At 71.1% G+C, this 25,890-nt stretch carries 28 protein-coding genes; 11 read left to right on the top strand and 17 right to left on the bottom strand.

The window, feature by feature from the left end:
- Position 1 precedes the first annotated feature (1 nt).
- From J7U37_RS18245 to J7U37_RS18210, 8 genes are all read right to left on the bottom strand, one after another.
- A complete protein-coding gene (locus tag J7U37_RS18245) occupies positions 2-403 on the bottom strand; it encodes a hypothetical protein (RefSeq protein WP_247636598.1) in 402 nt (133 codons plus the stop codon).
- A gap of 93 nt (positions 404-496) precedes the next feature.
- Positions 497-1,477: a sulfonate ABC transporter substrate-binding protein gene (locus J7U37_RS18240; RefSeq protein ID WP_056184729.1), complete on the bottom strand. Its 981-nt coding sequence runs from the start codon at positions 1,475-1,477 to the stop codon at positions 497-499.
- A gap of 239 nt (positions 1,478-1,716) precedes the next feature.
- Positions 1,717-2,880, bottom strand: coding sequence for an FMNH2-dependent alkanesulfonate monooxygenase (gene ssuD, locus J7U37_RS18235; protein ID WP_056480595.1), 1,164 nt, complete (start codon positions 2,878-2,880; stop codon positions 1,717-1,719).
- A gap of 32 nt (positions 2,881-2,912) precedes the next feature.
- Positions 2,913-3,776 carry an ATP-binding cassette domain-containing protein gene (locus tag J7U37_RS18230; RefSeq protein WP_247636597.1) on the bottom strand — a complete coding sequence of 288 codons (864 nt, stop codon included), beginning with the start codon at positions 3,774-3,776 and terminating at the stop codon, positions 2,913-2,915.
- Positions 3,777-3,906: 130 nt separating this feature from the next.
- A complete protein-coding gene (ssuC, locus tag J7U37_RS18225) occupies positions 3,907-4,689 on the bottom strand; it encodes an aliphatic sulfonate ABC transporter permease SsuC (RefSeq protein ID WP_056184733.1) in 783 nt (260 codons plus the stop codon).
- 3 nt (positions 4,690-4,692) lie between these two features.
- The gene (locus J7U37_RS18220) at positions 4,693-5,658 is read right to left on the bottom strand and encodes an aliphatic sulfonate ABC transporter substrate-binding protein (protein WP_056184735.1); all 966 of its coding nucleotides are present in this window, start codon (positions 5,656-5,658) and stop codon (positions 4,693-4,695) included.
- Positions 5,659-5,671: 13 nt separating this feature from the next.
- Positions 5,672-6,283 carry an FMN reductase gene (gene msuE, locus J7U37_RS18215; RefSeq protein ID WP_200935815.1) on the bottom strand — a complete coding sequence of 204 codons (612 nt, stop codon included), beginning with the start codon at positions 6,281-6,283 and terminating at the stop codon, positions 5,672-5,674.
- A gap of 420 nt (positions 6,284-6,703) precedes the next feature.
- A complete protein-coding gene (locus J7U37_RS18210; RefSeq protein WP_247636596.1) occupies positions 6,704-7,939 on the bottom strand; it encodes an HD domain-containing phosphohydrolase in 1,236 nt (411 codons plus the stop codon).
- A gap of 498 nt (positions 7,940-8,437) precedes the next feature.
- On the opposite strand from J7U37_RS18210, the gene J7U37_RS18205 reads away from it, so the two are divergent.
- From J7U37_RS18205 to J7U37_RS18180, 6 genes are all read left to right on the top strand, one after another.
- Positions 8,438-8,761, top strand: a complete 324-nt coding sequence (locus J7U37_RS18205) for a DUF2293 domain-containing protein (protein ID WP_056184739.1) — start codon at positions 8,438-8,440, stop codon at positions 8,759-8,761.
- A 148-nt stretch (positions 8,762-8,909) separates the two neighbouring features.
- Positions 8,910-9,119 (top strand): molybdopterin-binding protein, encoded by a 210-nt coding sequence (locus tag J7U37_RS18200; RefSeq protein ID WP_247636595.1) that lies wholly within the window; start codon positions 8,910-8,912, stop codon positions 9,117-9,119.
- A 5-nt stretch (positions 9,120-9,124) separates the two neighbouring features.
- Entirely contained in the window at positions 9,125-9,640 is a 516-nt protein-coding gene (locus J7U37_RS18195) for a hypothetical protein (RefSeq protein ID WP_247636594.1), read from the top strand.
- A gap of 219 nt (positions 9,641-9,859) precedes the next feature.
- Positions 9,860-10,762, top strand: a complete 903-nt coding sequence (gene mepA / locus J7U37_RS18190; RefSeq protein WP_244476816.1) for a penicillin-insensitive murein endopeptidase — start codon at positions 9,860-9,862, stop codon at positions 10,760-10,762.
- A gap of 56 nt (positions 10,763-10,818) precedes the next feature.
- Positions 10,819-11,709, top strand: a complete 891-nt coding sequence (locus J7U37_RS18185) for an aldose 1-epimerase family protein (protein ID WP_247636593.1) — start codon at positions 10,819-10,821, stop codon at positions 11,707-11,709.
- The gene (locus tag J7U37_RS18180; protein ID WP_247636592.1) at positions 11,706-12,404 is read left to right on the top strand and encodes a TenA family protein; all 699 of its coding nucleotides are present in this window, start codon (positions 11,706-11,708) and stop codon (positions 12,402-12,404) included. The genes J7U37_RS18185 and J7U37_RS18180 overlap by 4 nt, the downstream gene beginning before the upstream one ends.
- Positions 12,405-12,442: 38 nt before the next feature.
- Here J7U37_RS18180 and J7U37_RS18175 read toward each other — a convergent pair whose 3' ends face one another.
- A complete protein-coding gene (locus J7U37_RS18175; RefSeq protein ID WP_244476809.1) occupies positions 12,443-12,766 on the bottom strand; it encodes a hypothetical protein in 324 nt (107 codons plus the stop codon).
- Between the two features lie 406 nt (positions 12,767-13,172).
- Positions 13,173-13,889 (bottom strand): HAD family hydrolase, encoded by a 717-nt coding sequence (locus tag J7U37_RS18170; protein ID WP_247636591.1) that lies wholly within the window; start codon positions 13,887-13,889, stop codon positions 13,173-13,175.
- 190 nt (positions 13,890-14,079) lie between these two features.
- Here J7U37_RS18170 and J7U37_RS18165 point away from each other — a divergent pair, with 190 nt between their 5' ends.
- The 3 genes from J7U37_RS18165 to J7U37_RS18155 all read left to right on the top strand — a co-directional run bounded on the left by J7U37_RS18165 (position 14,080) and on the right by J7U37_RS18155 (position 15,883).
- Positions 14,080-14,400: a hypothetical protein gene (locus J7U37_RS18165; protein WP_056184751.1), complete on the top strand. Its 321-nt coding sequence runs from the start codon at positions 14,080-14,082 to the stop codon at positions 14,398-14,400.
- Between the two features lie 217 nt (positions 14,401-14,617).
- Positions 14,618-14,890, top strand: a complete 273-nt coding sequence (locus J7U37_RS18160; RefSeq protein ID WP_056184753.1) for a hypothetical protein — start codon at positions 14,618-14,620, stop codon at positions 14,888-14,890.
- A 36-nt stretch (positions 14,891-14,926) separates the two neighbouring features.
- On the top strand, positions 14,927-15,883 hold the full coding sequence (locus J7U37_RS18155; RefSeq protein ID WP_056184755.1) for an ABC transporter ATP-binding protein: 957 nt from the start codon (positions 14,927-14,929) through the stop codon (positions 15,881-15,883).
- 74 nt (positions 15,884-15,957) lie between these two features.
- Here J7U37_RS18155 and J7U37_RS18150 read toward each other — a convergent pair whose 3' ends face one another.
- From J7U37_RS18150 to argH, 3 genes are all read right to left on the bottom strand, one after another.
- Positions 15,958-16,650, bottom strand: coding sequence for an invasion associated locus b family protein (locus J7U37_RS18150; protein WP_200935814.1), 693 nt, complete (start codon positions 16,648-16,650; stop codon positions 15,958-15,960).
- A gap of 131 nt (positions 16,651-16,781) precedes the next feature.
- Positions 16,782-17,159, bottom strand: a complete 378-nt coding sequence (locus J7U37_RS18145) for a hypothetical protein (RefSeq protein WP_247636590.1) — start codon at positions 17,157-17,159, stop codon at positions 16,782-16,784.
- 91 nt (positions 17,160-17,250) lie between these two features.
- Positions 17,251-18,636 carry an argininosuccinate lyase gene (gene argH / locus J7U37_RS18140; protein ID WP_056184759.1) on the bottom strand — a complete coding sequence of 462 codons (1,386 nt, stop codon included), beginning with the start codon at positions 18,634-18,636 and terminating at the stop codon, positions 17,251-17,253.
- A gap of 72 nt (positions 18,637-18,708) precedes the next feature.
- On the opposite strand from argH, the gene J7U37_RS18135 reads away from it, so the two are divergent.
- Positions 18,709-19,350 (top strand): TlpA disulfide reductase family protein, encoded by a 642-nt coding sequence (locus J7U37_RS18135; RefSeq protein WP_247636610.1) that lies wholly within the window; start codon positions 18,709-18,711, stop codon positions 19,348-19,350.
- Between the two features lie 24 nt (positions 19,351-19,374).
- Here J7U37_RS18135 and J7U37_RS18130 read toward each other — a convergent pair whose 3' ends face one another.
- The 3 genes from J7U37_RS18130 to J7U37_RS18120 all read right to left on the bottom strand — a co-directional run bounded on the left by J7U37_RS18130 (position 19,375) and on the right by J7U37_RS18120 (position 22,501).
- On the bottom strand, positions 19,375-20,040 hold the full coding sequence (locus tag J7U37_RS18130) for a haloacid dehalogenase type II (RefSeq protein WP_247636589.1): 666 nt from the start codon (positions 20,038-20,040) through the stop codon (positions 19,375-19,377).
- Between the two features lie 9 nt (positions 20,041-20,049).
- The gene (murJ, locus tag J7U37_RS18125) at positions 20,050-21,591 is read right to left on the bottom strand and encodes a murein biosynthesis integral membrane protein MurJ (RefSeq protein WP_247636588.1); all 1,542 of its coding nucleotides are present in this window, start codon (positions 21,589-21,591) and stop codon (positions 20,050-20,052) included.
- Between the two features lie 310 nt (positions 21,592-21,901).
- The gene (locus J7U37_RS18120) at positions 21,902-22,501 is read right to left on the bottom strand and encodes a superoxide dismutase (RefSeq protein WP_055946939.1); all 600 of its coding nucleotides are present in this window, start codon (positions 22,499-22,501) and stop codon (positions 21,902-21,904) included.
- A 280-nt stretch (positions 22,502-22,781) separates the two neighbouring features.
- On the opposite strand from J7U37_RS18120, the gene J7U37_RS18115 reads away from it, so the two are divergent.
- A complete protein-coding gene (locus tag J7U37_RS18115; RefSeq protein WP_247636587.1) occupies positions 22,782-23,900 on the top strand; it encodes a hypothetical protein in 1,119 nt (372 codons plus the stop codon).
- Between the two features lie 19 nt (positions 23,901-23,919).
- Here the strand turns inward: J7U37_RS18115 and J7U37_RS18110 are convergent, their stop codons facing one another.
- Positions 23,920-25,659, bottom strand: a complete 1,740-nt coding sequence (locus J7U37_RS18110) for an HWE histidine kinase domain-containing protein (protein ID WP_056184772.1) — start codon at positions 25,657-25,659, stop codon at positions 23,920-23,922.
- Positions 25,660-25,890: the final 231 nt, after the last annotated feature.

Below are 25,890 nucleotides of genomic sequence, written 5' to 3'. Positions count from 1 at the left end.
TTCACAGGCAACGTCCGTCGTGCTTCCCCGCCACCGTCGCGAGCCGGCCGACCTCCACCCCCCAGCGGACGCGCCACGTCAGGGTGCAGGATGACTCGGAGACAGTAAATCGCATCCGACGCTCGTCGGACGGGTCAGCCGCCATCAGGTCGCGGCCGAAGCCCTCGGCCTGCAGGCGCTGGACCAGGACCGATTCCGGCGACCCAAGCGGGAAGGTATCGGCGATGCGGGCCGCGAAAGCCGCGTCGGCCTGTGCAAAGCCGGCGGGCAGGTCGCGCAGCAGGGGCGGCCGCGCCCGATGCGGTCCGGCCGTGGCGAGGACCAGGAGGGGCACGGCGAACAGAATGGTCAGCGCGAGCAGCACGGCCCCGCTGAACAGGATGACCAACGTCCGCCCCGTCATGGCGTAGCCTCGGCGATGCCAGCATCCCCTGCGGAGCTGCGCGCGAAGGTTACGCCTCACTCGCTTCAATGCAACTCATAGATGCATTCGTGTTCAGCTTCCGGGCTTGCGCACCGCCGAGGCGACATCGAGCGGCTTCGGCAGAAGGCCGAGGCGGTGGAAGGTGTCGGCGACGCGCTGCTGGTCGGCGGTGGTCTCGGCGTTCAGGGGCGTGACCCCGTAGGTGAGGCGCCGCAGCGCCACCGTGAGGATCGGGGCCGGAATGCCGACCGAGGGCGCGAGCTCGGCCGCCACCGCGTCGGTGTTGTCCTTGGCCCAGGCATCGATCTCGCCGATGGCGGCGAGCGTCGCGTCGAGGGCCGGGCCGTTGGCCGCCGTGAAGGCGCGGGTCGAGAGGTAGAACTGGCGATTCGGCACGAGGCCGGTGCCGTCGACGAGGATGCGCCCGCCGGTGCTGCGCTCGCCCGAGGCCAGGAAGGGGTCCCAGATCGCCCAGGCGTCGACCGCGCCCCGGGCGAAGGCGGCGGCCCCGTCGGCCGGCGCCAGGAAGGTCGGGCTCACGGCCTCGTAGGGCACACCGGCCTGCTCGAGGGCGCGGACCAGGAAGTAGTGGACGTTCGAGCCCTTGTTCAGGGCGATCTTCCGGCCGCGCAGGTCCGCCACCGTGCGGATCGGGCTGTCCTGCGCCACCAGGATCGCCTCGCCCTTCGGCGCCGCCGGCTCGTGCCCGACATAGAGCAGGTCCGGGTTGGCGGCCTGGGCGAAGATCGGGGGCGCCTCGCCGGCCGAGCCGAGATCGACGGCCCCGGCATTCAGCGCCTCCATCAGGGGCGGCCCCGAGGGGAACTCGGCCCAGGTGACGCGGTAGCCGAGCGGCTTCAGGCGCTGCTCCAGCAGGCCCTTGCCCTTGAGAAGCACCAGCGTGCCGTATTTCTGATAACCGATGCGGATGACTTTCTCGTCCGCGCGGGCGTGCAGGGTGCCGAAGGTCAGCAGCGCCAGGGCGGTGAGGAGAATCCAGGCGCGGCGCGTGCCGTCGGGGCGGAGCGCAAGGGCACGGGTGGCGGCGGGCATGGGGGGCTCCTTCACGCGGGGATGCTCGGGCTCGATGTTCGATGGATGAACCCAGCCGCTCGGCTTCCCTCTGCTCTCCGTCATCCCGGAGCCGCGCAGCGGAGTCCGGGAACCAGAAACACAGGTGGGGCAGAATCCGATGCTGTCGCGGCTCTGGATTCCGGGCTCGCCTGCGGCGCCCCGGAATGACGGTGGCTCTCCTGTCCGCCAAGCTCTCGTCGTTCGGGGACGTCGCCCCCTCAATGCGCCGCGATGCGGCGGCTGGGCACGATGTCGTTGGCGATGACCTCGCCGAAGGGGCCGTTGTTGCGGGCGTTGCTGGGCGCGACGCCGGTGGTGGCCCGCAGGGGGAGCTTCGGGAAGACCAGCTCGGCGAAGCGGTAGGCCTCCTCCAGGTGCGGGTAGCCCGACAGGATGAAGCGGTCGATGCCGAGGTCGATGTATTCCTTCATGCGGTCGGCCACCTGATCGGCCGAACCGACCAGGGCGGTGCCGGCGCCGCCGCGCACCAGGCCGACGCCGGCCCAGAGGTTCGGCGACACTTCGAGCTTGGTGCGGTCGCCCCCGTGCAGGGCCATCATGCGGCTCTGCCCGACCGAATCCTGGCGCTTGAGCGTGGCCTGGGCCTTGGCGATGGTCTCGTCGTCGAGGCGCGAGATCAGGTTTTCGGCAGCGGCCCAGGCCTCGCCCTCGGTCTCGCGCACGATGACGTGCAGGCGGATGCCGTACGAGAAGGTCTTGCCCTTGCGGTCGGCCGCCTCGCGGGCCTTGGCGATCTTTTCCGCGACGCCGGCCGGAGGCTCGCCCCAGGTCAGGTAGACCTCGCAATGCTCGGCCGCGACCTCGATGCCGGCCGGCGACGAACCGCCGAAATAGAGCGGCGGGTAAGGCGTCTGCACGGGCGGGAAGATCACCCGGCCCTCCTCGACCTTGAGGTGCTTGCCCGCGTAGCTGACGGTCTCGCCCGACATCAGCCCGCGCCAGATGTGCAGGAACTCGTCGGTGACGACGTAGCGCTCGTCATGATCGAGGAAGACGCCGTCGCCGCGCAGCTCGACGGGGTCGCCGCCCGTGACGACGTTGATCAGCAGGCGCCCGTCCGAGATCCGGTCGAGGGTCGCGGCCATGCGGGCGGCCATCGCGGGCTCCTGCAGGCCGGGGCGCACGGCGACGAGGAAGCGCAGGCGCTTGGTCAGGGGCGCCAGCGCCGAGGCCACCACCCAGGAATCCTCGCAGGAGCGGCCGGTGGGCAGGAGCACGCCGTAATAGCCGAGCTCGTCCGCCGCCTGGGCGATCTGGCGGAGATAGGCGATCGAGACGTCGCGGGCGCCTTCCTGCGCACCGAGATAGCGGCCGTCGCCGTGGGTGGGGAGGAACCAGAGAACGTCGGTCTGTCCAGTCATGGGGGCTCTCGTGTGGTGGGAGGCGGCGGCGCTCAGGACGGCGCGCGCTCGGACAACAGGTGATCGAGGATGCGGCCTTCGAGAGCCGCGAGGTCGGCGTCGCCCCGGCGTCGGGGCCGGGGCACGTCGACCGTCACGTCGAGGGCGATGCGGCCGGCCTCCACCACCAGGATGCGGTCGGCCATCGCCACGGCCTCGGCGACGTCGTGGGTGACCAGGATGGCGGTGAAGCCCTGCGCCCGCCAGATCCGCTCGATCATCGCCTGCATGTCGATGCGGGTCAGGGCGTCGAGGGCGCCGAGCGGCTCGTCGAGGGCGAGCAATCCGGGACCGCTGACGAGAGCGCGGGCCAGGGCCACGCGCTGGCGCTGGCCGCCCGACAGGGTCGCGGGCCAGTTGCCGGCCTTCTCGGACAGGCCGACCTCGGCCAGGGCCGCCTCGGCCTTGGCGCGCCGCTCGGCCTTGCGGCCACCCTCGCCGAGACCCACCGCCACGTTGTCGACGACGCGGGCCCAGGGCAGCAGGCGCGGCTCCTGGAACATGATGCGCTTCGAAGGCGTGCGCAGGGCCTCGGATTCGAGGGCGATGCGGCCGGCACTCGGCTGCTCCAGGCCGAGGATCAGCCGCAGCAGGGTGCTCTTGCCGCAGCCCGAACGCCCGACCACGGCGACGAACTGCCCGGCCGGGATGTGCAGGTCGAGCCCCTCGATCACCGTGTGGCCGTCGAAGTCCTTCCGTAAATCCCGGATCGTGACGCCGATGCCGGTGGCGGAGGCCTGCGGCGCGACCCGAGGCGACGCCTTCGGGGCGGCGACCCCGCGCGGTTTCAGGTCGCGGATCGGCGTGTCCTCGCGAAGCTGGGAATCGTCAGGGACGCGAAGGGCGGTGGCGAGCATGGGGCGGACCGTCGAATGGGAGAAGGGGGTTTTGGGAGCGCCGCTGGCGTGAAGCGGCACGCCTCGAAGGTCTGGTCGAAGGTCTGGCGCTCCCTCCCGCTTGGCGAGGAGGAGAGGCGCCAACGGCGCATCACGCGTTCCGGTAGGCCGGGTTCCAGGCCAGGAACCGGCGCTCCAGCAGGCGGGTGACGGCGTCGGCAGCCTTGCCGAGGCCGGCGTAGATCACGATCGCCAGCACCACCACGTCGACCAGCATGAACTCGCGGGCCTGCATCGCCATGTAGCCGAGGCCGGACGAGGCCGAGATCGTCTCGGCGACGATCAGCGTCAGCCACATGATGCCGAGCGCGTAGCGCAGGCCGACGAAGATCGAGGGCAGCGCGCCGGGCAGGACCACGCGGGTGAACAGGGTGGTCGCCGACATGCCGTAGACCCGGCCCATCTCGACGAGCTGCGGGTCGACCGAGCGGATGCCGTGCAGGGTGTTGGCGTAGACGGGGAAGAACACCCCGATCGCCACGAGGAAGAGCTTGGCCTCCTCGTCGATGCCGAACCACAGGATCACCAGGGGGATCAGCGACAGGTGCGGGATGTTGCGGATCATCTGCAACGTCGTGTCGGTGAGGCGCTCGGACAGGCGCGACAGGCCGTTGGCGAGGCCGAGCGCGAAGCCGATGCCGCCGCCGATGAGGAAGCCTACCGCCGCACGGGCGAAGCTGATCGACAGGTTGGTCCAGAGTTCGCCGCTGCGCGCCGCCTGCCAGCCCGCCGCGACGACCCCCGAGGGAGCCGGCATGAACCGGGTGGAGACGAGGCCCGTGGAGGCGGCGACCTGCCAGCCGAGCAGGATCACGGCGGGCACGAGCCAGGGCGTCAGACGCTCGAGGGTGCGGGTGCCGAAAGAGGGAGTCATGGGTCAGCCCTTGCTTGCCGGAGGTGCCGGCGGCGTCCACACGGCGTCGCGCACGCGGATGGGGTTGGCGATCAGGCCCAGGGCCTGGAAGCGGTCGGCCACGCGCTGCTGGCCGGCGATCACGGCCTCGCTGAGCGGCGCGATGACGTAGACGCTGCGGTCGACGGCGCGCCGGGTCGCATCGAGGGGCACGCCGGTGCCCTTCGACAGCAGGGCGGCCACCTCCGGGCGATTCGCTTCGCACCAGGCCGCCACTTCAGCCAGGGCTGCAACCGCCGCCTGGACCACGGGGGCGTTGGCATGCGTGAAGTCCCGGTTGCCGAGAAAAAAGTTGGTGGGCCTCTCGATCTCGGCGGCACTGGCCAGGATGCGGGTGCCGGGCTGGCGCTCGGCGATAGCGAAGTACGGGTCCCAGATCGCCCAGGCGTCCACGGCGCCGCGCGCGAAGGCCGCCGCCGCATCGGCGGGCGCCAGGGTCACGGGCTCGATGTCGCCGTAGGTCAGCCCCGCCGTCTCCAGGGCGCGGACGACGAGGTAGTGGGCGCTCGATCCCTTGGCGAAGGCGACGCGGCGGCCCTTGAGGTCGGCGAGCGTCGTCAACGGCGAGCCCTGCGGTACCAGGATCGCCTCGCCGGAGCCGCCGGCATCCTGCGCCGCGACGTACAGGAGGGTGTTGCCGGCGGCCTGGGCGAAGACCGGGGGCGGCGCGCCGGTCTGGCCGAAATCGATGGCGCCCATGCCGAGCGCTTCGAGCACCGGCGGCCCGAACGAGAATTCGGTCCAGCGCACCGTGACCCCGAGGGGTTTCAGCGCCCGCTCGATGGTGCCCTGCTGCTTGGCGACGACGAGGATGCCGTTCTTCTGGTAGCCGATGCGAAAGCTGCCGGCTTCTGCGGCGGCCGGCAGGATGACCGATCCGGGCATGGCGGCGGCCACGGCACCGGCGAGGAGGCTGCGTCGGGACAGCATTGCGGGCGCGCCCTCAACCAGCGCTGGCGAAGGCCGAGACCGGCGCATCGGCCTCCGGCGACGCGGCGCGGGCGGCCCGCGCCGTGAGGAGTTCCGCGAGCTGGTTCGCCGCGTCGCCGATGCGAGCCTTCACGCCGTCATCGACCAGGACGCCCTCGCGAAAATCGGCGTCCGAGCCGTAAACCGCGCTCGGGATGGTGTGGGCGCTGAAGAAGCCGAAGAGCGGACGCAGGGAATGCTCGACCACGAGGGCGTGGCGCGGGCCGCCGCCGGTTGCCGAGAGAATCACGGGCTTGCCCACCAAAGCCGCCGGATCGACGAAGTCGAACAGGTGCTTGAACAGGCCCGTATAGGCGCCCTTGTAGACCGGCGAGCCGACGATGAGCGCGTCGGCGCCCTCGATGGCCTCGACGATGCGGCGGGCCGGCAGCGGCAGCAGATCCCGCGACCAGGCGGCCCCGAGGCCGGTGCCGGCATCGACCATGTCGAACAGACGGATGTCGGCCCGGACCTGGGCTCCGACCGCCTCGGCCAGCGCCTCGGCCAGAGCGCGGGTCTTCGACGGGCGCTGGAGATTGGCGGTGAAGCCGACGATGCGGGGCAGTGACAAGCGGGGCACAGACATGAGCTCACTCTCGTGGGCGACGCGCTCGGGCTCAACGATCCGATTGGCGCAGTCGGAAAGATCTGGCGCCGGGCTTTTCGGATGCATTGCGTCACCGCTCAAGACGAACGTTGGACGACAACGACTATTCCGAAGATCCTGGCACAGCAGGGGGAGATATAGGCCCTGTGAAACCAACCGGTTTGTCGGTGTTTTCGCAGCGCCGTTCTGACGAAAACGTGCCCGTTGCGCGCCCGAGAATCAATGAAACGTTCTTTTGAATGCGTGATGCGCCGGAGAGGATCTCTCTGAGTCGCGACGGATCGGGAGATGAACGCGTTCGACACGCATTATCGTGCCGGAATCCTCATCCCTCGGGGTCTTCGCGCTCGAGGGCTTCGTCCTCGGGGTCACCGGGCCGAGATCTGCAGATCTCGGACCTCAGGCGACGGCGTCGGCCAGCGCGCCCTGCAGCACCAGCCGCTGGAACGCGGCCAGGAGGTCGGAATCGAGCTTCGGCAGCATGCCCTGCATCACCGCATAGGCCTCGCCGTGGGGAAGCGGATCGCGGTACGGCCGCCGCTCGGTCAGGGCCGAATGGATGTCGCAGATCGTGACGAGGCGCACGAGGTCGGGGATCGCCGCCCCGGCGAGGCCGTCCGGATAGCCGCTGCCGTCCAGCATCTCGTGATGGGAGCGCACCACCTCGAGGGTCGCTGCGTCGAAGCCGCTTTGGGCACCCAGCAGGTCGGCGCCGAGCGCCGGATGGGTGCGCATCACCGCCATTTCCGCCGTGGTGAGGCGGCCGGGCTTGTTCAGGATCGCGAGGGGAATCTTGGCCTTGCCGACATCGTGCAGCAGGGCGGCGCGGGCGAGACGCTTCTGGTCGGCGCGGGCCAGCCTCAAGCCGGCCCCGAAGGCGGCGGCATAGCCCGCGACGCTGAGGGAGTGCTGATAGAGCTGCTGGTCATGGCCCTGGAGGACGTCGAGCCAGGTCCGGATGCCGGCCTCCGAGACGGCCTCCAGGATGAGGTCGGTTCCCGCATCGATCTCCTGTGGGTTCAGAGGCTGCCCGGCCTCGGCCGCCCGGAAGGCGTCGGCCACCAGGGCGACGGCGGCCCGCGCCCGCTCGGCGGTGGCGCGAACCTTCCGCCGCCGCGGTGCCTTCGCGGCCGGAGGGAGGATCATCTCGGCCGGCGCATCGGTGGGCGTATGGGCCGGCGTCTCGCCCGGCAACTTGGCCGGCAACTTGGCCGGCAACTTGGCCGGCAACTTGGCCGGCAACTTGGCCGGCAACTTGGCCGCCGCCTTGACCCCATTGCTCCGGCGCGCCGCCTGCCAGGTCCCGACGAGCCCGAACAGGGCGGCGAGCACCACGGTGCGGGGCGCGTTCGACGGGAGGGTCCGGGTGGCGGCGGCGGACCGGCCCACGCCGACCGGAGGGTGGTTGGTGAGCTGGAGGCTGGCGATGCGGGAGCCATGCAGCCGGGCGATCCAGGTGGCCGCCAGCATGGCATCCCCGCCGATGTCGACCACCGCCACGAGGGGAAGCACCGACGGCAGGGACTCGAACGGCTCGATGCAGCGGCAGGTCACCACGGTCTCGACGGCACGGCACAGCAGGGCCGCAAGTTGAGGTCTGTCCGAGACGATGAGAACGGAACTGTCCTGGGTCACGAGAGGGTCCGTCAACGGATGCGCGGTCCGGCTCCGTCGCCCGACGCGACACATGTGACATGAAATTATTATCGAACAATTCACGGCAAAGCAGCAGGCAATTCATCCGGCCGTCTACGCGATCTCTGCGGATCAGTGAGCCTTTTCGGGCCGCGAGAACCCGTTCTGAAACAGATCAGTTCGGGCGCAGAGCGCACAAAGCTTGCATAGGTTCGGCCCCGCACACGCGGTGAGCGAAGCAGAGCGCGGCCGCGCGTCGTCCGCTGGCGACCCGATCCGGGACAGCACGTCCGGCGCCCTGCTCAAGCGAACAACGTGCCATCCGGGGCCGTGCCAGGCACGGCGTGCCATCCGGGGCCGTGCCAGGCACGGCGTGCCATCCGGAGTCCTGACAGGCGTGGACTTTTCCCGCGCGGTCGCGCACCCCAGCGCCTCGGCGGGGCGCGGAGCGGAGGGCATCGATGATCCCGGGCGGATGGCGGTGACGGAGGGCGAGGCATGAACCGGCGCGAGGTGGTCGCCGCGGCGCTGGCGCGGCTCGCGCCACGCCTGCCCGATTTCGAGACCGAGGCGGTGATCGACCGCGCCCTGGCGAGCCCGGGCCTGCGCAATGCGCAGCCCGAGACCGCCGCCTGGCTCGCCCTGGTGGCCTATGGGCGCCACGTCTTCACCGAGTACGACACCCTGCTGGACGAGGGCTACGATCGCGACAGCGCCCGACACTTCGTCCTCGACGACCTCAATGCGGTGCTCGCCGAATGGGGGTCGCGCCGCCGGGTCTCCGAGGTGGAAACCGCGACGGAGGACGATCCCGAGGCTTGAGCGGCCGCCGCGCTCCGGTTCCGGTCCCGACCTCCGATGCAGGGTTGCGTCGCGCCGCCTTGCACCACGGCTGCCTGCGCGGCATCGTCCCGATCCGCCGGAGGAAAAGTCTTCGCCCGGCCCCAAAGAGTTCAAGGATCACGGTTTCATGAAGATCAGCGCGCGCAACGTCCTCAAGGGCAAGGTCGTCTCGGTCGAGAAGGGTGCCACGACGGCACACGTGAAGATCGAGATCGCGGGCGGCCAGCTGGTGACCGCCTCGATCACAAACGAATCCGTTGACAGCCTGAAGCTGACCGTGGGCGGCGACGCCTATGCGGTGGTGAAGTCTTCCGACGTTCTGGTTGCGGTGAATTGAGGCCGATGCGCCGCATCGCCGCGATCGCGGTTTTCGCATTGGTCGCCAGCGCCGCGCAGGCGCAGCAGCCGACCGCCGATCCGGCAGCCTGCACGCAGTTCGACTGGTCGCTCCTGCGCGAGCAGGCCTGGTTCTCGGCCGCGGGCCTGCCGCGGGTGGAATCCGGCGGCAGGCTGGCGGCAGCGATGCCGGCGGCTCTGCTCGGGCTGAAGCCATTGGCGGAGGTCGCGTCGCCCTTCCCGCCGTCGCGGGAGGCGAAGCCCGGCACCTATGCGGGCGTGCTCCACCTCGATGCGCCGCTGGCGCCCGGTGCCTATCAGGTCACCCTGTCGGACCGGGCCTGGGTCGATGTGAGCCAGGACGGACACACCACCCGGCCGCCCACGGCGCATACGCAGCGGCACGGCTGCCCGATGCTGGCAAAGAGCGTGCGCTTCCAGCTCGGCACCGCCCCCATCACCCTGCTGGTGAGCAACGCCGCGGCGGACTCGATCCGCATCGCCGTCTCGCCGGTGGACTAGGCCGAGCTTCTCCGTCCTACCCGGGGGCGTTCGCGAACCTTCGCTGCGCGCCCTCGACGGGCCGAGCCCCGATCGACTAGCGTGGCGCCACGATCCAGGATTCACCCCGAGGGTCTCGACCTCGGCCTGGATCCTCGGCCTGATTCACGGCGCCCCGCTCGGTGGGGACGCGATTCCGGGAGCCTTCCGCTGACCCTCCGTCTCCGCCTCGCGACCCTCCTGCTCCTCGCTCCGGTCCTCGGGCTGCCCCTGTGCGCCGAGGCCCAGGACCGGGGCAGCGTCAACCCGAAACCCCTGCCGCCTCTGGCCAATCCGGACGCGCCGGACACCCCCGCCAAGGCCCTGTTCGGCCGCGCCACCACGCCCGCTCCCGGCCCCGCCGAGGCCTACGGCTCCTACGCCAAGGGCTGCTTCTCGGGCGGCGAGGCGCTGGCCGTCGACGGGCCGAACTGGCAGGTGATGCGCCTGTCGCGCAACCGGATGTGGGGCACCCCGCCGCTGGTGGAATTCCTGGAGCGGCTGGCCGCCAAGGCGCCCCGCATCGGCTGGAGCGGCCTCCTCGTCGGCGACATGTCGCAGCCGCGCGGCGGCCCGATGCTCACCGGCCACGCCTCGCACCAGCTCGGCCTCGACGCCGACATCTGGCTGACCCCGATGCCCGATCACCGCATGAGCCGGGCCGAACGCGAGGAGACCTCCGCCACCAACGTGGTCCGGGCCGACCGCCTCGACATCGATCCGCGGGTCTGGACTCCCGAGCACCTCAAGCTGATCCGGATGACCGCGCAGGAGCGCGAGGTGGCGCGCCTCTTCGTCAATCCGGCGATCAAGAAGGCCCTGTGCCGCGAGGCCGGCGGCGACCGGGCCTGGCTCTCGAAGGTGCGGCCGATGTACGGGCACAACTACCACTACCACATCCGCCTCGCCTGCCCGGCGGGCCAGGACCAGTGCGGCGACCAGGCCCCGCCGCCCTCCGGCGACGGCTGCGGCGAGGAGCTGGCCTACTGGTTCAGCGACGCGATCCTGAATCCGAAACCGGCGACGAAACCGCCGCGCCCGAAGCCTCCGATGACCATGGCCGCCCTTCCCTCCGCCTGCCGGGCGGTGCTGAAGGCGCGCTGAGGACCCCTCCCGCCGCACCCATCTGGGGAGCGGCCAGCCGGACGACAGGACGTGAGATGGGCGAACGGATTACGATCAGCGCCGGCGACGGCACGCAGGCGGTCATCGACGTCGATGGCGCCGAGCCCGTGTCCTGGCAGGTGGCGGGACGCGAATACCTCTGGAGCGGCGATCCGCAGCACTGGAATCGCCACGCGCCGTGGCTGTTCCCGGTGGTCGGCGCCTCCTCGGGCGGCACCGTGCAGGTGGGCGACCAGGCCTACCCGATGCCGCAGCACGGCTTTGCCCGCGACCTGCCCTTCACGGTGATCGAGCGGGCCGCGGACAGCGTCGGCCTGCGGCTGACCGACAGCGCCGAGACCCGCGCGCATTTCCCTTACGCCTTCCGCCTCGACATCACCGCCCGGGTCGGCCCCGGCCTGCTCGACTTCGAGATCTGGATCGAGAACACCGACACGGTACCCCTGCCCTACGGCCTCGGCTTCCACCCGGCCTTCCCGTGGCCCTTCGCCGGCGGCACCCGCGCGGCGGGCGGCGGCTACGCGGTCCGGTTCGAACACCCGGAACGTCCGTTCGTGCCGGAGGTGGGGGACGGCGGCCTGCTCCTGCGCGCGGAGCGGCCGGTCCCGCTCGACGGCGACACTCTGCCCCTCGATCCGGCCCTCTTCACCGAGGCCCTGGTGTTCCGGGATGCGGCGAGCGCCTGGATGCGCTTCACCGGGCCCGACGGCGCGGCGATCCGCCTGGCGGTCTCGGACTTCCCCCATCTGGCGGTCTGGACCAAGCCGACGGCCCCGTTCCTCTCGCTCGAATGCTGGACCGGCCATGCCGAATGGGCGGGCTTCGCCGGCGACCTCACGCGGCGGGATTCGCAGCGGATGCTGGCCCCGGGCCAGCGCGCCCGCCACGGCGTCACCCTGTCCTTCGAGCCGGAGAGCCGGGTATGACGAGGGCCGTCTCGACAGACGCTGGATCGGGCGAGGCGTTCTCAGCAGAGGCCTGGGCGCGCAACGCGGAGGCCTACGAGACCATCCGCACCATGCCGTTCAACGCCGAACTCGCCGCCGGCACCCTCACCCGGGCGCGCTTCATCCACTACATCGTGCAGGATGCACATTACCTCGTGGGCTTCGGCCGGGCGCTGGCCCTCGCCGCCGCCAAGGCGCCGGACCCGGACCGGATGGTGCAGTTCGCCCGCGCGGCCGAGACCGCGATCGTGGTGGAGCGCTCGCTGCACGGCGGCTTCTTCCGCGATTACGGCATCGACGCCACGACCTTCGCGGAGATACCGCTCTCGCCGCCCTGCGATCACTACGTGTCGTACCTCCTCGCCACCGCCTACGCGGAGCCCTATGAGGTGGTGCTCGGCGCCCTGCTGCCGTGCTTCTGGATCTATGCCGAGATCGGCCGGGACATCGTTGCGCGGGCTGGCGCCGACAACCCGTACCGGGCCTGGATCGACACCTATGCGGGCGAGGATTTCGCCGAGGCCGTCGCCGCCATGATCGCCGCCACCGACGCGGCGGCCCGCGGCGCCTCGCCGGACGTCCGGGCGCGGATGCACCGGGCCTACCGCCAGGCCACCCGGCTCGAATACCTGTTCTGGGACGGCGCCTACCGGGATGCGGCCTGGCCGGTCTGACGCCGCCCCGGGTGTCGCGATGCGCCCGGGTCGCCCGCTTACACCGCCCGCAGGCGTTCCCCGAGGGCGCCGGCCCGCGGGCGGGTCTGGCTGCGGAAGCGGTCGCGGGCGGCCCGGGCGGCCTGCTCGACGCTGCGGAACACCGTGCCCTCGAGGGGCGCGAAGTCGCGGCTCGATGCGAAGAAGCGGACCCCGCCCGGCTCCGGCACGGCGATGCCGGCGGTGACCTCGCCGATCTCGATGATGCGGGTCGGCTCGGCATGGAGGCGGTTGCGGGCGCGGTCCGCCCGGTGGTCCGGGAAAGCGGGCGTGGCGTGCAGGCGGTTCAACGCCCGATCGGCGTCGGTCTGGGCATGCGGCATGACGGGAACTCCGGTGGCCGGCTTTGGGCCGGCAGAGACAGGATCGTGGGACGCGACGGAGAGGTCAGCGTCGACAACAACCGCGTTGGAACCGGGCGTTCTGTGGAGATCGGAGCGCAGTGCAGACAGTCACGGCAAGTCATCCTTGTTAAGAAGGACCACGAGGCGCGCGCGCATCGCGGTGCTTTAGCGTTTGATGACGCGGCGCAAGCTACACACTTCAAATCACCGCGGTCCGGCGACCCGATTGGGGGCCACCGAACGTCTTCAAGATGCTCATCCGGCGAGCTTTCGTCAACGGATCGATCTTTCGAATGCAGGGCGAAACGTGGCACAAACGGCCCCGCTTGGGGCGCGGGGCGCGTGCTTCTTTCGCGGCGCGCCCGCACTCCGCGCGCCGGAGGCGTCAGGCGGCCGCGATGATGGCGGCAAGGTCCTGATAGTCGCGAAAGATCCGGGCGGCGCCGGCCCGGGTCAGGTCGGCCGCCGCCGGATCGTGGCTCCAGTGACCGCCGCCACTGAAGCCGACGACGCGCATGCCGGCGGCGCGGGCGGCGGTGACGCCCGGAACGCTGTCCTCGATCACCAGGCAGGCCTCCGGGGCGACGCCCATGGCGGCGGCGGCGTGGAGGAACAGATCGGGGGCCGGCTTGCCCCGCGCCACCAGGGTCGAGGAGAAGATCCGCCCCTCGAACAGGGGCAGCAGGCCGGTGAGCCCGAGGGAGTGGCGCAGGCGCACGGGGTCGCTGCTCGAAGCGACGCAGGACGGCAGGCCGAGTTCGGCCACTGCCGCCGCGACGCCCGCCACGGCGCGCAGCTCGGTGTCGAAGGCCCGCAGGGTATCCTCCTTCACCGCCTCGACGAAGCCTTCCGGCGCCGTGACTCCGTAATCGCGGGCGATGTGGCCCATGATGGAAACCATCGAGGTGCCGGCGAAGCGCGCCCGCACGGTCTCGACGTCGATGGGCACGCCGATGCGGTTGAGACCGGCAGTCAGGCGCCCGAGGCTGATCGGCTCGCTGTCGACGAGGACGCCGTCGCAATCGAAGATCACCAGCGCGAGGGCGGGTGCGGTCTCGCCGGGGGCGGGCACCGGATCGAGGAGGGAGGAAGCGTCGCGCATGGGCTTCGATCGGGTCTCGGGCTGCGGATGGGCCCCGCGCCGCGCGGCCCCGTGCCCGCATATGGCGCGATCGCGATCCCGCGCAAACCGCAGCGCCCGCCGCTCGGACGACGGTGGCTTGCGCACCGCGACGTGCCCTCCTACTCAGCCTCCGGGGCCGGCCCGGATGCCGGCGGTGCGATCGGGTGCGATGGTCCGTTTCCTCAGCCGCTTCCTCGGCCTCGTCTTCCTCGCGGCGGGCTTCGTCTGCCTCGTCTATGACGGCGCGCGCTCCATCGCGAACGACGCCGTGCGCGTCACCAGCGTCAGCGACCTCGCCTTCACCCTGTTCAAGGACCGGGCGAGCGCCCTGCAGGGCACGGTCGAGGGCGTCGCCCCCTGGTTGTGGAAGATCCTGGTTCTGCCGCTCACCCTGGCGCCCGCCGCCCTGGTCGGACTGGTGATCGGGGCCGTCCTGCTCTGGCTCGGCCAGCCGGCCCGCCAGCGGATCGGGTTTCTCAGCGGTCCGTGACGGCACTGCCTGACCGACGAAAGCCGCCCAGGGGTGCCATTTCGCACCTGATCAGGGCTCCGGCGGGGTCCGGCATGGTCAAGGCGCCATATTTTCAAGCGCTGTCCATCGTAGGGATCAGAACGAAGCGAGTGGCGGATCGCCAGGCCGTCAGGCCTGCGGACCGATCCGTCCTTCGGCTCCATGCGCTGAAATCTGTCGGGGATCGTCTGCCCTCATGTCCCGCATCCTTGTCGTTTCGACCCTCGCCGTTCTCCTCGGTGCCGCTCCGGTGCTGGCCCAGCCCGCGCCGGGCGCGCCCGTTCCACGGAACATCACGGCATCGGGCGTGACCAAGCCGCCGAGCGGCGGCGACCGGGGCGGCGCTCCCTACACCCGCGCCTCCACCGAGGCCGACATGGTGAAGGCCCAGCGCGCCTCGGCGGCCCGCGACAAGGCCTGGGACAACAAGATGCGCACCACCATGGGCTCGATCTGCAAGGGCTGCTGAGCCGCAGACCGGCGTGCGTCACGTCGGAACCGTGCCGTGATCCGCCTGGAGGGCGTCAGCAAGCGGTTCCCGGATGCCGGGCGCCCCGCCGTGGACAATCTCGACCTCGCGGTCGCCGAAGGCAGCGTCTGCGCCCTGATCGGCCCCTCGGGCTGCGGGAAATCCACCACTCTGCGCATGGTCAACCGGCTGGTGGAGCCGGATGCGGGCCGGGTCCTCGTCGCGGGCGTGGACGTGATGCAGGGCGATCCGGTCGCCCTGCGCCGACGCATCGGCTACGTGCTCCAGGGCGTCGGCCTGTTTCCCCATCGCAGCGTCGCCGACAACATCGCCACCGTGCCGGGCCTGCTCGGCTGGCCCCGCTCCCGGATCGCCGAGCGGGTCGATGCCATGCTCGATCTCGTGGGACTCGACCCGGCCGAGTATCGCCGGCGGCGCCCGCACGAGCTCTCCGGCGGCCAGCGCCAGCGCGTCGGCGTCGCCCGGGCGCTCGCGGCCGATCCGCCGGTCCTCCTCATGGACGAGCCCTTCGGGGCCGTGGACCCCGTCGCCCGCGACCGGCTCCAGGGTGAGATCGGCGCCATCCTGCGGCGCCTCGGCAAGACCGTGCTCCTCGTTACCCACGACATCGACGAGGCGATGCGGATGGGCGACCGGGTGGTGCTGATGCGCGCCGGCCGGATCGTCCAGGCCGACACCCCGGAGCGCCTCCTCGCCGCACCGGCCGATGCCTTCGTGGCCGGCTTCACCGGTCAGGACCGGGCGCTGCGCCGCCTCGCCCTGATCCCCGCCGGCACCCTGGCGCGCCCCGGTGCCGCCCCGGGCGCGCCCGCCCTCGACAAGGGCGCCTCGGTGCGCGAGGCGCTGTCCCTGCTGCTGGCCACGGGCGCCGACCGGCTCGACCTGACCGGCGACGGCGCGCCGGCCCATCTCACCTTGTCATCGATCCGGGACGAAGCGGCCCAGGCGGGAGACGCCGCAACGCGGGCGTAGACCCGCCTGCTTGCTGCGCGCCTGGAGACCTGTAGCCTGGAGACCTGCGGCTCGCAGACCTGCGGCTCGTCTGTCTACTTGCACTCGTCGCGGGCGCGCTTCATCGCCTCGGCGAAGCCCGCCAGGGCGTAATCGTCCTGGGTGGGATTGCCCCGCATCGAGGTGGTCTTGATCTGGAGCTTGGCCGTGCGCGTCATCTCGGTGACCACGCGGGTCTCCTCCGCCGGGTTCTGGAGCCAGGCGTTGTTGTCCTTGGTGACGAGGCCGTAGCGGGTGGCGCCGAGGATCAGGGTCGGGTCGGTGGGCGCCGGCCCCGCATTGGCCTTGGCCTGGCTGCTGGCAGGCTTGGCGGGGAAGCCCAGCATCACCGCGACCTCGTTGGCCACGTTCTCGGCTTTGCGCACGGTCACGAAGAGATAGGCCGTGTCGCGCTTCAGGGTCTTGGGCGAACGCGTCTGCGGCTGGGCGATGGCGTAGCAGACGCGGGTCTTGCCCTGGCCGTTGGCGAAGACGTTCCAGTCGCCGAAGATCGCGACCGGCGTGGCCTGCTGCATGCCCGGCGCCGTCAGGGGGGCCTTCTCGCGCCCGCGCCGGCCGCGCTTCCGGCTGGGCGCTTCGGACGCCTCGGGCGCGGCATCCTGCGCCAAAACCTGCGCCGCGCCGAGAAGCGCGCCGGGCACGGCCGGCATCGGCAGGAGGGAGACCGGACCGGCCAGGACGATCGTGACGGCCCCGAGCCGGAGACCGCGCCGCAGAACTGGAAGCATGGAGGACCCTTCGGGACGGTGCCGGGCCGGGAGGCCCCGCCCACGCGTCCGGACTTGCGGCGCGAAGGCACGCGGACTTCAGGAAACAGGACGATGGCGCCGCCCCCGCTCCGGGGCGCCGCCGGCACGCGTCAGGCGGCGTGCGGCTCCGCCGGCACGGCACTCGGAAAAGCGCTCGGCAGCGTCGCCATCACGGCTGCCGCGAGGCTCGAGACCGTGGTGCGAGCCGGTTCGGCGACGGGCGCGACGGCCTGAGCCTCCCCTTGGACCGGTCTTTGGACCGATACCTGGACTGGTCCTTGGACCGGTCCTTGGACCGGTACCTGGACCCGCGGCAGCGCCCGGGGCTTCGGGTCGTTGTAGGGCGTGTTGTAGCACTTGCGCACCGAGGCCCAGAAGGCGGCCCGGTCGGCCTCGGGCAGCCGGCTCAGGGCCACGTCGATCAGGGCCGTGGCATCGGCCGCGAGGGCCGGGACATCATCCGGCGCAATCGCGCTTTCAGGGGTCATGGAAAGATCTCCGAAGGGCTCGGGTCAGGTCTTACACAGCATCACATAGCTAAGCCGTGAACGCACCTGCCCCGAGGCCGGTTCTTTCGGCCTATGCGTCCGCGAGGGCCGCGATCCAGCGTGCGGCCTGGGCGCGCACGTTGTCGGGGGCGGTGCCGCCGTAGCTGGTCCGGCTCGAGACCGAGTTCTCGACGCCCAGCACCGCGTAGACCGCCTCGGTGATGCGGGGCTCGGCGGACTGCATCTCGGCCAGCGACAGGTCTTCCAGGCCGACATTGCGGGCGGAGGCCGTGCCGACGAGGCGGCCCGTGACGTGGTGCGCTTCGCGGAACGGCAAGCCGAGTTCCCGCACCAGCCAGTCGGCGAGGTCGGTCGCGGTGGCGTAGCCGGAGCCGGCGGCGCGGGCGAGCACCGCGGCATTCGGTTCGAGGTCGCGCACCATGCCGGTCATGGCGGCCAGGCACAGCGAGAGGGCCTGGAGCGCGTCGAAGGTGCCCTCCTTGTCCTCCTGCATGTCCTTCGAATAGGCGAGCGGCAGTCCCTTCATCACGATCAGCAGTCCCGTGAGCGCACCGATGACGCGGCCGGACTTGGCCCGCACCAGCTCGGCCGCGTCCGGGTTGCGCTTCTGCGGCATGATCGACGAGCCGGTGGTGTAGCCATCGGACAGCCGGACGAAGTTGAACTGGGCCGAGGTCCAGACCACCAGCTCTTCGGCGAAGCGCGACAGGTGAACGGCGCAGATCGCCGCGGCGGAGAGCGATTCCAGGGCGAAGTCGCGGTCGGCGACGGAATCGAGGGAGTTCGCCGTCGGCCGGTCGAAGCCCAGCGCGGCGGCGGTGGCATGCCGGTCGATGGGGAACGAGGTGCCGGCCAGCGCCGCAGCACCCAGCGGGCACTCGTTCAGGCGGGCGCGGGCATCGCGGAACCGGCCGCGGTCGCGGGCCAGCATCTCGACATAGGCGAGGCAATGGTGGCCGAAGGTGACGGGCTGGGCCGATTGCAGATGGGTGAAGCCCGGCATCACCGTGGCGGCATGGGCCTGCGCCTTCTCGGCCAAGGCCTTCTGCAGGCCGGCGGCCTGGGCGTCCAGGCTGTCCAGGGTGTCGCGCACCCACAGCTTCATGTCGGTGGCGACCTGATCGTTGCGCGAGCGCGCGGTGTGCAGGCGCCCGGCCGCCGGGCCGACGATCTCGGTCAGCCGGCTCTCGACGGACATGTGGATGTCCTCGAGCTCGCGCTTGAACACGAAGCCCCCCGCCTCGATTTCGTCGCGCACGGCCTTGAGACCGTCCTCGATCGCAGCCACATCGGCGGGGGGGAGGATTCCCGCCTGTCCCAGCATCGCCACATGCGCCAGCGAGCCACGGATGTCCTGGGGCGCGAGGCGCTTGTCGAACCCGATGGAGGCGTTGATCTCCTCCATGATCTCGGCGGGGCCGCTCGCGAAGCGCCCGCCCCACATCCGGTTGCTCATGCTCTCACTGACCCTTCCAGCCCTTCGGCCCGTCCATCCGGGCAAGCAACGCCATTCGGGCAAGCAACGATGATGCCCGGCACCCGGGCGATGGTCGCCGGCGGAGCCGCCCTCGTCGCCATCCTCGGCGGATGGCTTGCCGTATACGGGACGGGCTCGACCGGCGGCAACTCCGCTGACCTTTCCGCAACCCCGTGCGCCGACGCATCCGCGACGGCGGCCCGGATCGCGCCGCTGGCCCGGGGCGAGGTCGCCGCGTTCGCGGTCGCGCCCCGGCCGGTGCCGGCCCCCGCCCTCGCCTTCAAGGGGCCGGACGGGGCCGACGCCACCCTCGACGACCTGAAGGCCCTGCGCCTGGTGAACCTGTGGGCGACCTGGTGCGCGCCCTGCAAGGCCGAGATGCCGGCCCTCGACCGGCTTCAAGGCAAGCTCGGCGGTCCGGATTTCAGCGTGGTGGCGATCAATGTCGACACCCGCAACCTCGACGCGCCGCCGGCCTGGCTCAAGCAGAACGGCATCCGGCAGCTCGCCTACTACGCCGATCCGGCCGGGCGGGTGCTGCCGGCCCTGCAGAAGGCCACCGGCTCCCTCGGCCTGCCGACCACCCTGCTGGTCGACGGACGCGGCTGCACCCTCGGGGTGATGAAGGGACCGGCGGAGTGGGACAGCCCCGACGGCGTCAGGCTGATCGAGGCCGCTCTCGGACGATCCTGACGCCAGGGCGCAATCGGCCCCGGTTCAGAGCAGGGCGTCGAGGCTGCGAACCACACGCTCGGGTGGGAAATCCGGGTACTCGTCCGGCACCCCCTTGCGGTTGACCCAGACGGGCCGGAAGCCGAAGGCGGCCGCCCCCGCCACGTCCCAGCGGTTGGAGGAGCCGAACAGCACGGCCTCGGGCGGGACGCCGAAATGCGTCGTGGCGATGCGGTAGGCCGCGGGGGCGGTCTTGAAGGTCCGGGCCGACTCGACCGAGAGCACCGCGTCGAGATGGTCGGCGAGCCCCGCCGAGGCGACGGCGCGCTCCAGCATCGCGGCGTCGCCGTTGGACAGGATCGCGGTGCGCCAGCCCGCCGCCCGCAGGGCCCGGAGCGCGCCGGGCACCTCCGGATAGGCATCGAGATCGCGATAGGCATCGAGCAGGGCGGGCCGCAAAGCCCGATCGACGTCGGGATACGTCGCCAGCGCATGGTCGAGCGCCCGCTCGGTCAGGCTCCAGAACGGAACCGGCCGCTGCATCAGGCCGAACACCCAGGAATATTCGAGCTGCTTGGCGCGCCAGGTCTCGGACAGGGCGGCGGCATCCGGGCCGATCGCCCCGGCATGGCGCGACACCGCCGCGTGCACGTCGAACAGGGTGCCGTAGGCGTCGAAGACGGCGACGCGCGGGGATGCTTCTTCTGCCATGCGGCCTCTTCAGGCGCGCCGCAGGCGAACCCCGCACACGCGTAGCGTCGCCAATAACACTCCCGCATAGACCAGCGTTCCGGCGAGCCCCAGCACGCAGAGCACCGCGATCTCGCGCAGGCGCGGCAGGGCCGGCACCACGGATTCGGCGAGCGGCAGGCCATAAGAGGCGGTGGCGGCCAGCGCGGCGCAGGCCACGGTCACGCCCAGGATGGTGACGCCCAGCGTCCGGCCCGGTGCCATCCAGCCGCGCCGCCAGGCGAGCACCACCAGGAGGCCGAGATTGATCCACTGGCCGATGGCGGTGGCGAGCGCGAGACCGGTGACGCCGTAGGGGCCGGTGAGTACCACCTTCAAGGCCACGTTGACCGCGATGGCGGTCAGCGAAGCGATGAGCGGGGTCATCGTGTCCTGCCGGGCATAGAAGCTGGCGAGCGCGCTGCGCAGGAGCACCACGGCCGGCAGGGCGAGCCCGTAGGCGGCCAGCACCGAGGCCGCCCGCGCGGCATCATCGGCCCCGAAGGCGCCGCGCTGAAACAGGGCCGTCATGATCAGGGCCGGCAGGGTGAGGAACGCCACCGTGAAGGGCGCCGAGAGGGCGAGGGAAAAGCCCGCCGCCCGGTTCTGCGCCGCGTGCGCCCCGGCGACGTCGCCGGCCGCGATGCGCCGGCTCATCTCGGGCAGCAGCACGGTGCCGGCCGCGATGGCGATGACCCCGAAGGGCAGCTGGTAGAGCCGGTCGGCGTAGTACAGGGCCGAGACCGCGCCGGTGGGCAGCAGACTGGCGATGATGGTGTCGGCGAAGGACGAGATCTGGAATCCGGCCGAGCCGATCACCGCCGGACCCAGCACCGTGAAGAAGCGCCGCATGGCCGGGTCGCGCAGGGTCGGCGCGGCCAGGACCGGGGCGATGCCGGCGCGCCGGCAATCCCACCACACCAGGGCGAATTGCAGGACGCCCGACACCGTCACGCCCCAGGCGGCGGCGTAGGCGGCGTTCGGAAACAGCGATGCGGAGGCCAGGGCGGCCAGCATCGACAGGTTCAGGAGGACCGGCGCCCCGGCCGCCACGGCGAAGCGCCGATGCGCGTTGAGGAGGCCGGAGAACAGGGTCACCAGCGTCATGAACAGCAGGTACGGAAAGGTGATCCGGGTCAGCGAGACGGCGAGCGCGAAGCGCTCCGGGTCCTCGGAGAAGCCGGGCGCCAGGGCCCGGACCACCCAGGGCATCGCCGGCATCGCCAGGGCCAGGAAGCCGATCTGCACCAGCAGCATCAGGGTGAAGATGCGGTCGGCGAAGCGCCGGGCCGCGCTCCCCGCCGGGTCGGCCTTCTCGCTCTCCGACAGGCTAGCGTAGCTCGGCACGAAGGCGGTGTTGAAGGCACCCTCGCCGAAGATCGCCCGGAAATGGTTCGGCAGGCGGAACGCCACCACGAACGCGTCGGCCACCGGCCCGGCGCCGAGAATCGCGGCCATCACCACGTCGCGGGCGAAACCGGTGATGCGGGAGACCAGCGTCCAGCCACCGACGGAGAGGATGCTGCGGATCATGGGTCTCACTCGACGGACATCGCGCACCCTCCCCCCGCCGCGGGGGAGAGTGCCTGCGGAGCAGGCGGGAGAGGGGCAGCGCGACCTCTTCGAATAGGGCGGCGCTCCCCTCTCCCGACCCGCATTCGCGGGTCACCCTCCCCCGCAGAGGGGGGAGGGTGAGGTGCGGGCTGGATAGATCTCTGAGAAAGAAGGACCCGACTTGATCGATCGGATCTCGTCGAGACGGGCGCCGCCGGTCTCGGGAGGGGTCGGCGTGACAACGCCGCGAGTCGGACGACTCGCGGCGCGAACGTCCTGGCCTTCGGCCTTACGCGGTGGCCTCGCCGTACATCTTCTCGACGTGCTCCCAGTTCACCAGGTTCTCGATGAACGCCTTGAGGTAGTCGGGACGACGGTTGCGGTAGTCGATGTAGTAGGAGTGCTCCCAGACGTCGACGCCGAGGATCGGCTTGGCGCCGTGCACGAGCGGGTTCTCGCCGTTGGGGGTCTTCATGATGGCGAGCTTGCCGTCCTTAACCGCGAGCCAGGCCCAGCCGGAGCCGAACTGGCCGACGCCGGCCTGGATGAAGTCGGCCTTGAACTTCTCGAAGCCGCCGAGATCCTCGTCGATCTTCTTGGCGAGCGCACCCGGAGCGGCGCCACCGCCATTGGGCTTCATCCACTGCCAGAAATGAATGTGGTTGTAGTGCTGGCCGGCATTGTTGAAGAGCGGCTGGTTGTTGCCGTAGGCGGAAGTCAGGACCTCCTCGACGCTCTTGCCTTCCAGGCCCGTGCCCTCGAGCAGCTTGTTGCCGGTGTCGACATAGGCCTTGTGATGCTTGTCGTGGTGAAACTCGAGGGTTTCCTTCGACATGTAGGGGCCGAGCGCGTCGTAGGCGTAAGGCAGTTCGGGCAGGGTGAAGGTCATGGGCAACTCTCCGGCTCGTGAGTCATCGGACACGATCAGGCGCGCGACCCGCGCGCGATCTTCGCACCAACGCGTCGTTACGTAAGTCGATGCCCGGGTGAAGTCGATGCCCTTCCGGGGCCGGCCCCATTCCCGGTCGGAGCCCGATCCGGTCGATCATCTTGACCGTGCGCCACGTGCGCGGAGGCGCCCGCCGGGCCATTCGGCGTTTTGCAAATGCCGGTCAGGCCTTTAGTGTGCGCGCCGCATCTGTAAGATGCAGGCGTTTGTCGAGAAGTCCATGAGCATCGCGCTGTTCGCGCTGGCCGCCGTCATGATCGTCGGAGGCATCGTATCGGTCATCCAGGGATTCCCCTACGTTCGGCTCGAGAGCGGTCTCGCCATGACCATCGCGGGCGCCACCACGGCTTCGGCCGGAGCCGTGCTGCTCGGCCTCGCCGTCGTCGCCGGCCGCCTGCGCGGGCTGGAACGGACGATGACGGCCACCCGCGCGCCGGAGACCGCGCCTCCGGAGCCGCCGACGGCGGCGACCGACCCGGACAGCTTCACCGGGGGGATGGAGCCGGGCGTAGGTGCCCGCGGCCGCCCGAGCCTAGCCGCCACGGCTGCCAGCCTGGGCGCAGGATTTGGCGCCGGGGCAGGGCTCGGCGCAGGCGCAGGGCTTGGATCAGGCGCAGGGCTTGGATCAAGCGCGGGGCTTGGGACCACCGGCCGTCACGGCCTCGAACCGACCTTCTTCGATCCCGACCCGCCCTCGCAGCCGCAGCCGCGTGCGGTCGAACCGCTGCTGCCGAACCATCTGCCCGAGGACGCGCGGACGGACGGCGCCTCCGCCTCGGACCACGACCTCTTCGCGGCTCCGTTGAGGGACACCCTCCGCCCCGGCATGCCCCTCGAAGAAGCCCCGCACGAGGATGCCCCGCACAACGAAGCCCAGCACGACGAAGCCCGGCACGACGAAGCCCGGCACGGGACAGCCTTGGTCGAAGGAGCCTCGCCCCCGGACACTTTGCTCCCGCAACCGCCCCAGGCGGAAACCCCGTTCACGGAGATCGAGCCGGACGCAGCGGCGGCGACGCCCCCGCCCGCCGCCCCGATCGAAACGGTGCCGTTCGTGGAGATTCCGGCCGAGGAGCCTGCTCCGGAGAGCGTCCGGGAGAGCGCCCCTGCGAGCGCTTCAGAGACTGCGGCGGTTCCGACCGACGAGGCCGAGCCCGTCCCCGAGCCGGACCATCCGGTCGTGGGCACCTACAAGTCGGGCGGGAACACCTACGTCATGTACGCCAACGGGGTGATCGAGGCGGAGACGCCGCGCGGGCGCTACACCTTCGATTCCCTCGACGAGCTCAAGGCCTTCGTCGAGGCCGGCGGTGAAACCGACAACCGCGGCGCCGCCTGAGCGGCGCCCCGACCGGCACTCAGGCCAGCGGATTGAGCGCGGCGTTGCGGACAGGCAGGGGGGCGAGCATCGTCAGGGCGAAGCCCTCCGCCGGGTAGGCCATCGACACTTCCGCCCGGACCTGGGCCGTCAGCACCCGCTGGAGCAGGCGCGAGCCGAAGCCCTGGCGGGTTGGCGGGCTGACGGGCGGGCCGCCGCTCTCGACCCAGGAGAAGCGCAGGGTCCCGGCCGGGCCGCCGGGTTCCAGCGCCCAGGTGATGGCGACGCGCCCGTCGCGGGTGGACAGGGCGCCGTACTTGGCCGCGTTCGTGGTCAGTTCGTGGATCGCCATGCCGATCGGCACCGCGATCTCGGACGACATGTCGACCGGGGGCCCGGACAGCTGGATGCGGGCATCCCCGTCATCCGTTCCGGTCAGGGCGCCCTCGGCATAGGGCTTGAGTTCGTTGGCCAGCAGAGTGCGCAGGGAGGCGGTCTGCCACGTGTCCTCGGTGAGAACCGAATGGGTATGGGCCAGCGACATGATCCGCCCGACGAAGGCCTCGTAGAAGCTCTCGATGCTGGAAGCGGTGCGGGCGGTCGATCCGACGATGGCCTGGACGGTGGCCAGGGTGTTCTTCACCCGGTGGTGCAATTCCCGGATCAGGAGCGTCTGGCGCTCCTCGGCGAGCCGGCGCTCGGTCACGTCGGCGACGACCCCGATCAGGCGGCGCGGCAGGCGGTGGGGGGCATCGCGCTCGAAGCGCCCCGCGAAGTCGAGGGTGCGCCACGCCCCGTCGCTGAGGCGGCGGATGCGGCCCGAGACCGCCAGGGTGCTGTCCTCGCGCAGGGCCTGGGTGATGGCGGCGCGAAAGGCCGGGCGGTCCTCGGGGTGGAGCACGGTCTCGAGGAATTCGCGCTTGCCCAGGGCGCCGTCGGCGGCGCTGCGCCCGAAGATCGCGAACATGCGCTCGTTCTCCCAGATCGCCTGATCGTCGAGCATGTGCCACTCGAAGATCCCCAGGGCCGCCAGGGAGGTGGCGATGCGCAGGCGCTGCTCGCCGTCGCGCAGGGCGTTGCGGGCCTCGACCCGGGTGGTGACGTCCTCGACCACACCGACGAGGGCGGTGGTCCGGCCATGGCCTTCAGCCGCCGGGATGGCCTGCCCCCGGACCCCCACGTCGACGGCGGCCCCGTCGCGGGCGCGGCGCAGGCGGCATTCGAAGGCGAAGGGCTGGCCGTCCTTCAGGGCGGCGCGGACCTGGACCCGGATGCGGGCGGCCTCGCCAACGTCGAGGGTGGCCTTGAGGGCATTCCAGGACACCGGCATGCCGGGGGTGTAGCCGAGAAGGTGCGCGGCGCGGCGCGAGAGGACGACCCGCCCGTCGGTGAAATCGTAGCGCCACTCGCCGAGGCCCGCTGCCGTCAGGGCTGCTTGATTCTCCTCGGCCCGCACGACCTCGTCCGGGTCGACGGCTTCGACGACGAAGACCTGCCGGTCGTCGCGCATCGGCGAGGGCCGCAGACGCATGTCGAGACCGGTGCCGTCCGCGCGCATCCAGCGCCGGATGCAGGCCCGCGGGGCCACGGCGCCCAGGACCGAGAGAGAGCGCCCGTCGAGGGCACCGGCCGGATAACCCAGGAGGTCGCACAGGTAAGGATTGACGTCGCGGATCAGGCCGGCGCCATCGCTGACGAGAATGCCGATCGGTGCCTGTGCGAAAGCGGTGTCGCGCAGGTCCGCACTCCGATGCGGAGCCTGTTCCGAAGCCTCTCGCAAGCCCGGAGCTTCTCGCGAGCCTGAAGCTTCCTGCAGACCCGGAGCCTTCTGCCGATCTGAAGCGTCGTCCACGCCACATCCTCGCTCAGCGGGGTCCGACCTCGTGTCACGGACTCGCGGGCGAGTCCGACCGACAAGCGCGCACGCCATCGTCGACCATCAGACCGCTGAAGATCGGATGGAATAAGGCAGGAATGAGATGGCAATCCAGATTCGACGAACAACCCCCCA

The sequence above is a fragment of the Methylobacterium sp. 37f genome, from assembly GCF_023093475.1.
Taxonomy (GTDB): domain Bacteria; phylum Pseudomonadota; class Alphaproteobacteria; order Rhizobiales; family Beijerinckiaceae; genus Methylobacterium.
The sequence above is the reverse complement of the archived record's forward strand: the minus strand, read 5'-3'. Positions and strand labels throughout refer to the sequence as shown.

Excerpts from the sequence above, each read along its gene's own strand:
- J7U37_RS18150 (WP_200935814.1), bottom strand. The coding sequence starts at position 16,650 with ATGCTTCCAGTTCTGCGGCGCGGTCTCCGGCTCGGGGCCGTCACGATC.
- J7U37_RS18195 (WP_247636594.1), top strand. The coding sequence starts at position 9,125 with ATGCGCCGCATCGCCGCGATCGCGGTTTTCGCATTGGTCGCCAGCGCC.
- J7U37_RS18205 (WP_056184739.1), top strand. The coding sequence starts at position 8,438 with ATGAACCGGCGCGAGGTGGTCGCCGCGGCGCTGGCGCGGCTCGCGCCA.
- J7U37_RS18145 (WP_247636590.1), bottom strand. The coding sequence starts at position 17,159 with ATGACCCCTGAAAGCGCGATTGCGCCGGATGATGTCCCGGCCCTCGCG.
- murJ (WP_247636588.1), bottom strand. The coding sequence starts at position 21,591 with ATGATCCGCAGCATCCTCTCCGTCGGTGGCTGGACGCTGGTCTCCCGC.
- J7U37_RS18200 (WP_247636595.1), top strand. The coding sequence starts at position 8,910 with ATGAAGATCAGCGCGCGCAACGTCCTCAAGGGCAAGGTCGTCTCGGTC.
- J7U37_RS18220 (WP_056184735.1), bottom strand. The coding sequence starts at position 5,658 with ATGCTGTCCCGACGCAGCCTCCTCGCCGGTGCCGTGGCCGCCGCCATG.
- J7U37_RS18240 (WP_056184729.1), bottom strand. The coding sequence starts at position 1,477 with ATGCCCGCCGCCACCCGTGCCCTTGCGCTCCGCCCCGACGGCACGCGC.
- msuE (WP_200935815.1), bottom strand. The coding sequence starts at position 6,283 with ATGTCTGTGCCCCGCTTGTCACTGCCCCGCATCGTCGGCTTCACCGCC.
- J7U37_RS18180 (WP_247636592.1), top strand. The coding sequence starts at position 11,706 with ATGACGAGGGCCGTCTCGACAGACGCTGGATCGGGCGAGGCGTTCTCA.
- J7U37_RS18120 (WP_055946939.1), bottom strand. The coding sequence starts at position 22,501 with ATGACCTTCACCCTGCCCGAACTGCCTTACGCCTACGACGCGCTCGGC.
- J7U37_RS18245 (WP_247636598.1), bottom strand. The coding sequence starts at position 403 with ATGACGGGGCGGACGTTGGTCATCCTGTTCAGCGGGGCCGTGCTGCTC.
- J7U37_RS18165 (WP_056184751.1), top strand. The coding sequence starts at position 14,080 with ATGGTCCGTTTCCTCAGCCGCTTCCTCGGCCTCGTCTTCCTCGCGGCG.
- J7U37_RS18170 (WP_247636591.1), bottom strand. The coding sequence starts at position 13,889 with ATGCGCGACGCTTCCTCCCTCCTCGATCCGGTGCCCGCCCCCGGCGAG.
- ssuD (WP_056480595.1), bottom strand. The coding sequence starts at position 2,880 with ATGACTGGACAGACCGACGTTCTCTGGTTCCTCCCCACCCACGGCGAC.
- J7U37_RS18185 (WP_247636593.1), top strand. The coding sequence starts at position 10,819 with ATGGGCGAACGGATTACGATCAGCGCCGGCGACGGCACGCAGGCGGTC.
- J7U37_RS18130 (WP_247636589.1), bottom strand. The coding sequence starts at position 20,040 with ATGGCAGAAGAAGCATCCCCGCGCGTCGCCGTCTTCGACGCCTACGGC.
- argH (WP_056184759.1), bottom strand. The coding sequence starts at position 18,636 with ATGAGCAACCGGATGTGGGGCGGGCGCTTCGCGAGCGGCCCCGCCGAG.
- J7U37_RS18160 (WP_056184753.1), top strand. The coding sequence starts at position 14,618 with ATGTCCCGCATCCTTGTCGTTTCGACCCTCGCCGTTCTCCTCGGTGCC.
- J7U37_RS18135 (WP_247636610.1), top strand. The coding sequence starts at position 18,709 with ATGCCCGGCACCCGGGCGATGGTCGCCGGCGGAGCCGCCCTCGTCGCC.
- ssuC (WP_056184733.1), bottom strand. The coding sequence starts at position 4,689 with ATGACTCCCTCTTTCGGCACCCGCACCCTCGAGCGTCTGACGCCCTGG.
- J7U37_RS18175 (WP_244476809.1), bottom strand. The coding sequence starts at position 12,766 with ATGCCGCATGCCCAGACCGACGCCGATCGGGCGTTGAACCGCCTGCAC.
- J7U37_RS18230 (WP_247636597.1), bottom strand. The coding sequence starts at position 3,776 with ATGCTCGCCACCGCCCTTCGCGTCCCTGACGATTCCCAGCTTCGCGAG.
- J7U37_RS18115 (WP_247636587.1), top strand. The coding sequence starts at position 22,782 with ATGAGCATCGCGCTGTTCGCGCTGGCCGCCGTCATGATCGTCGGAGGC.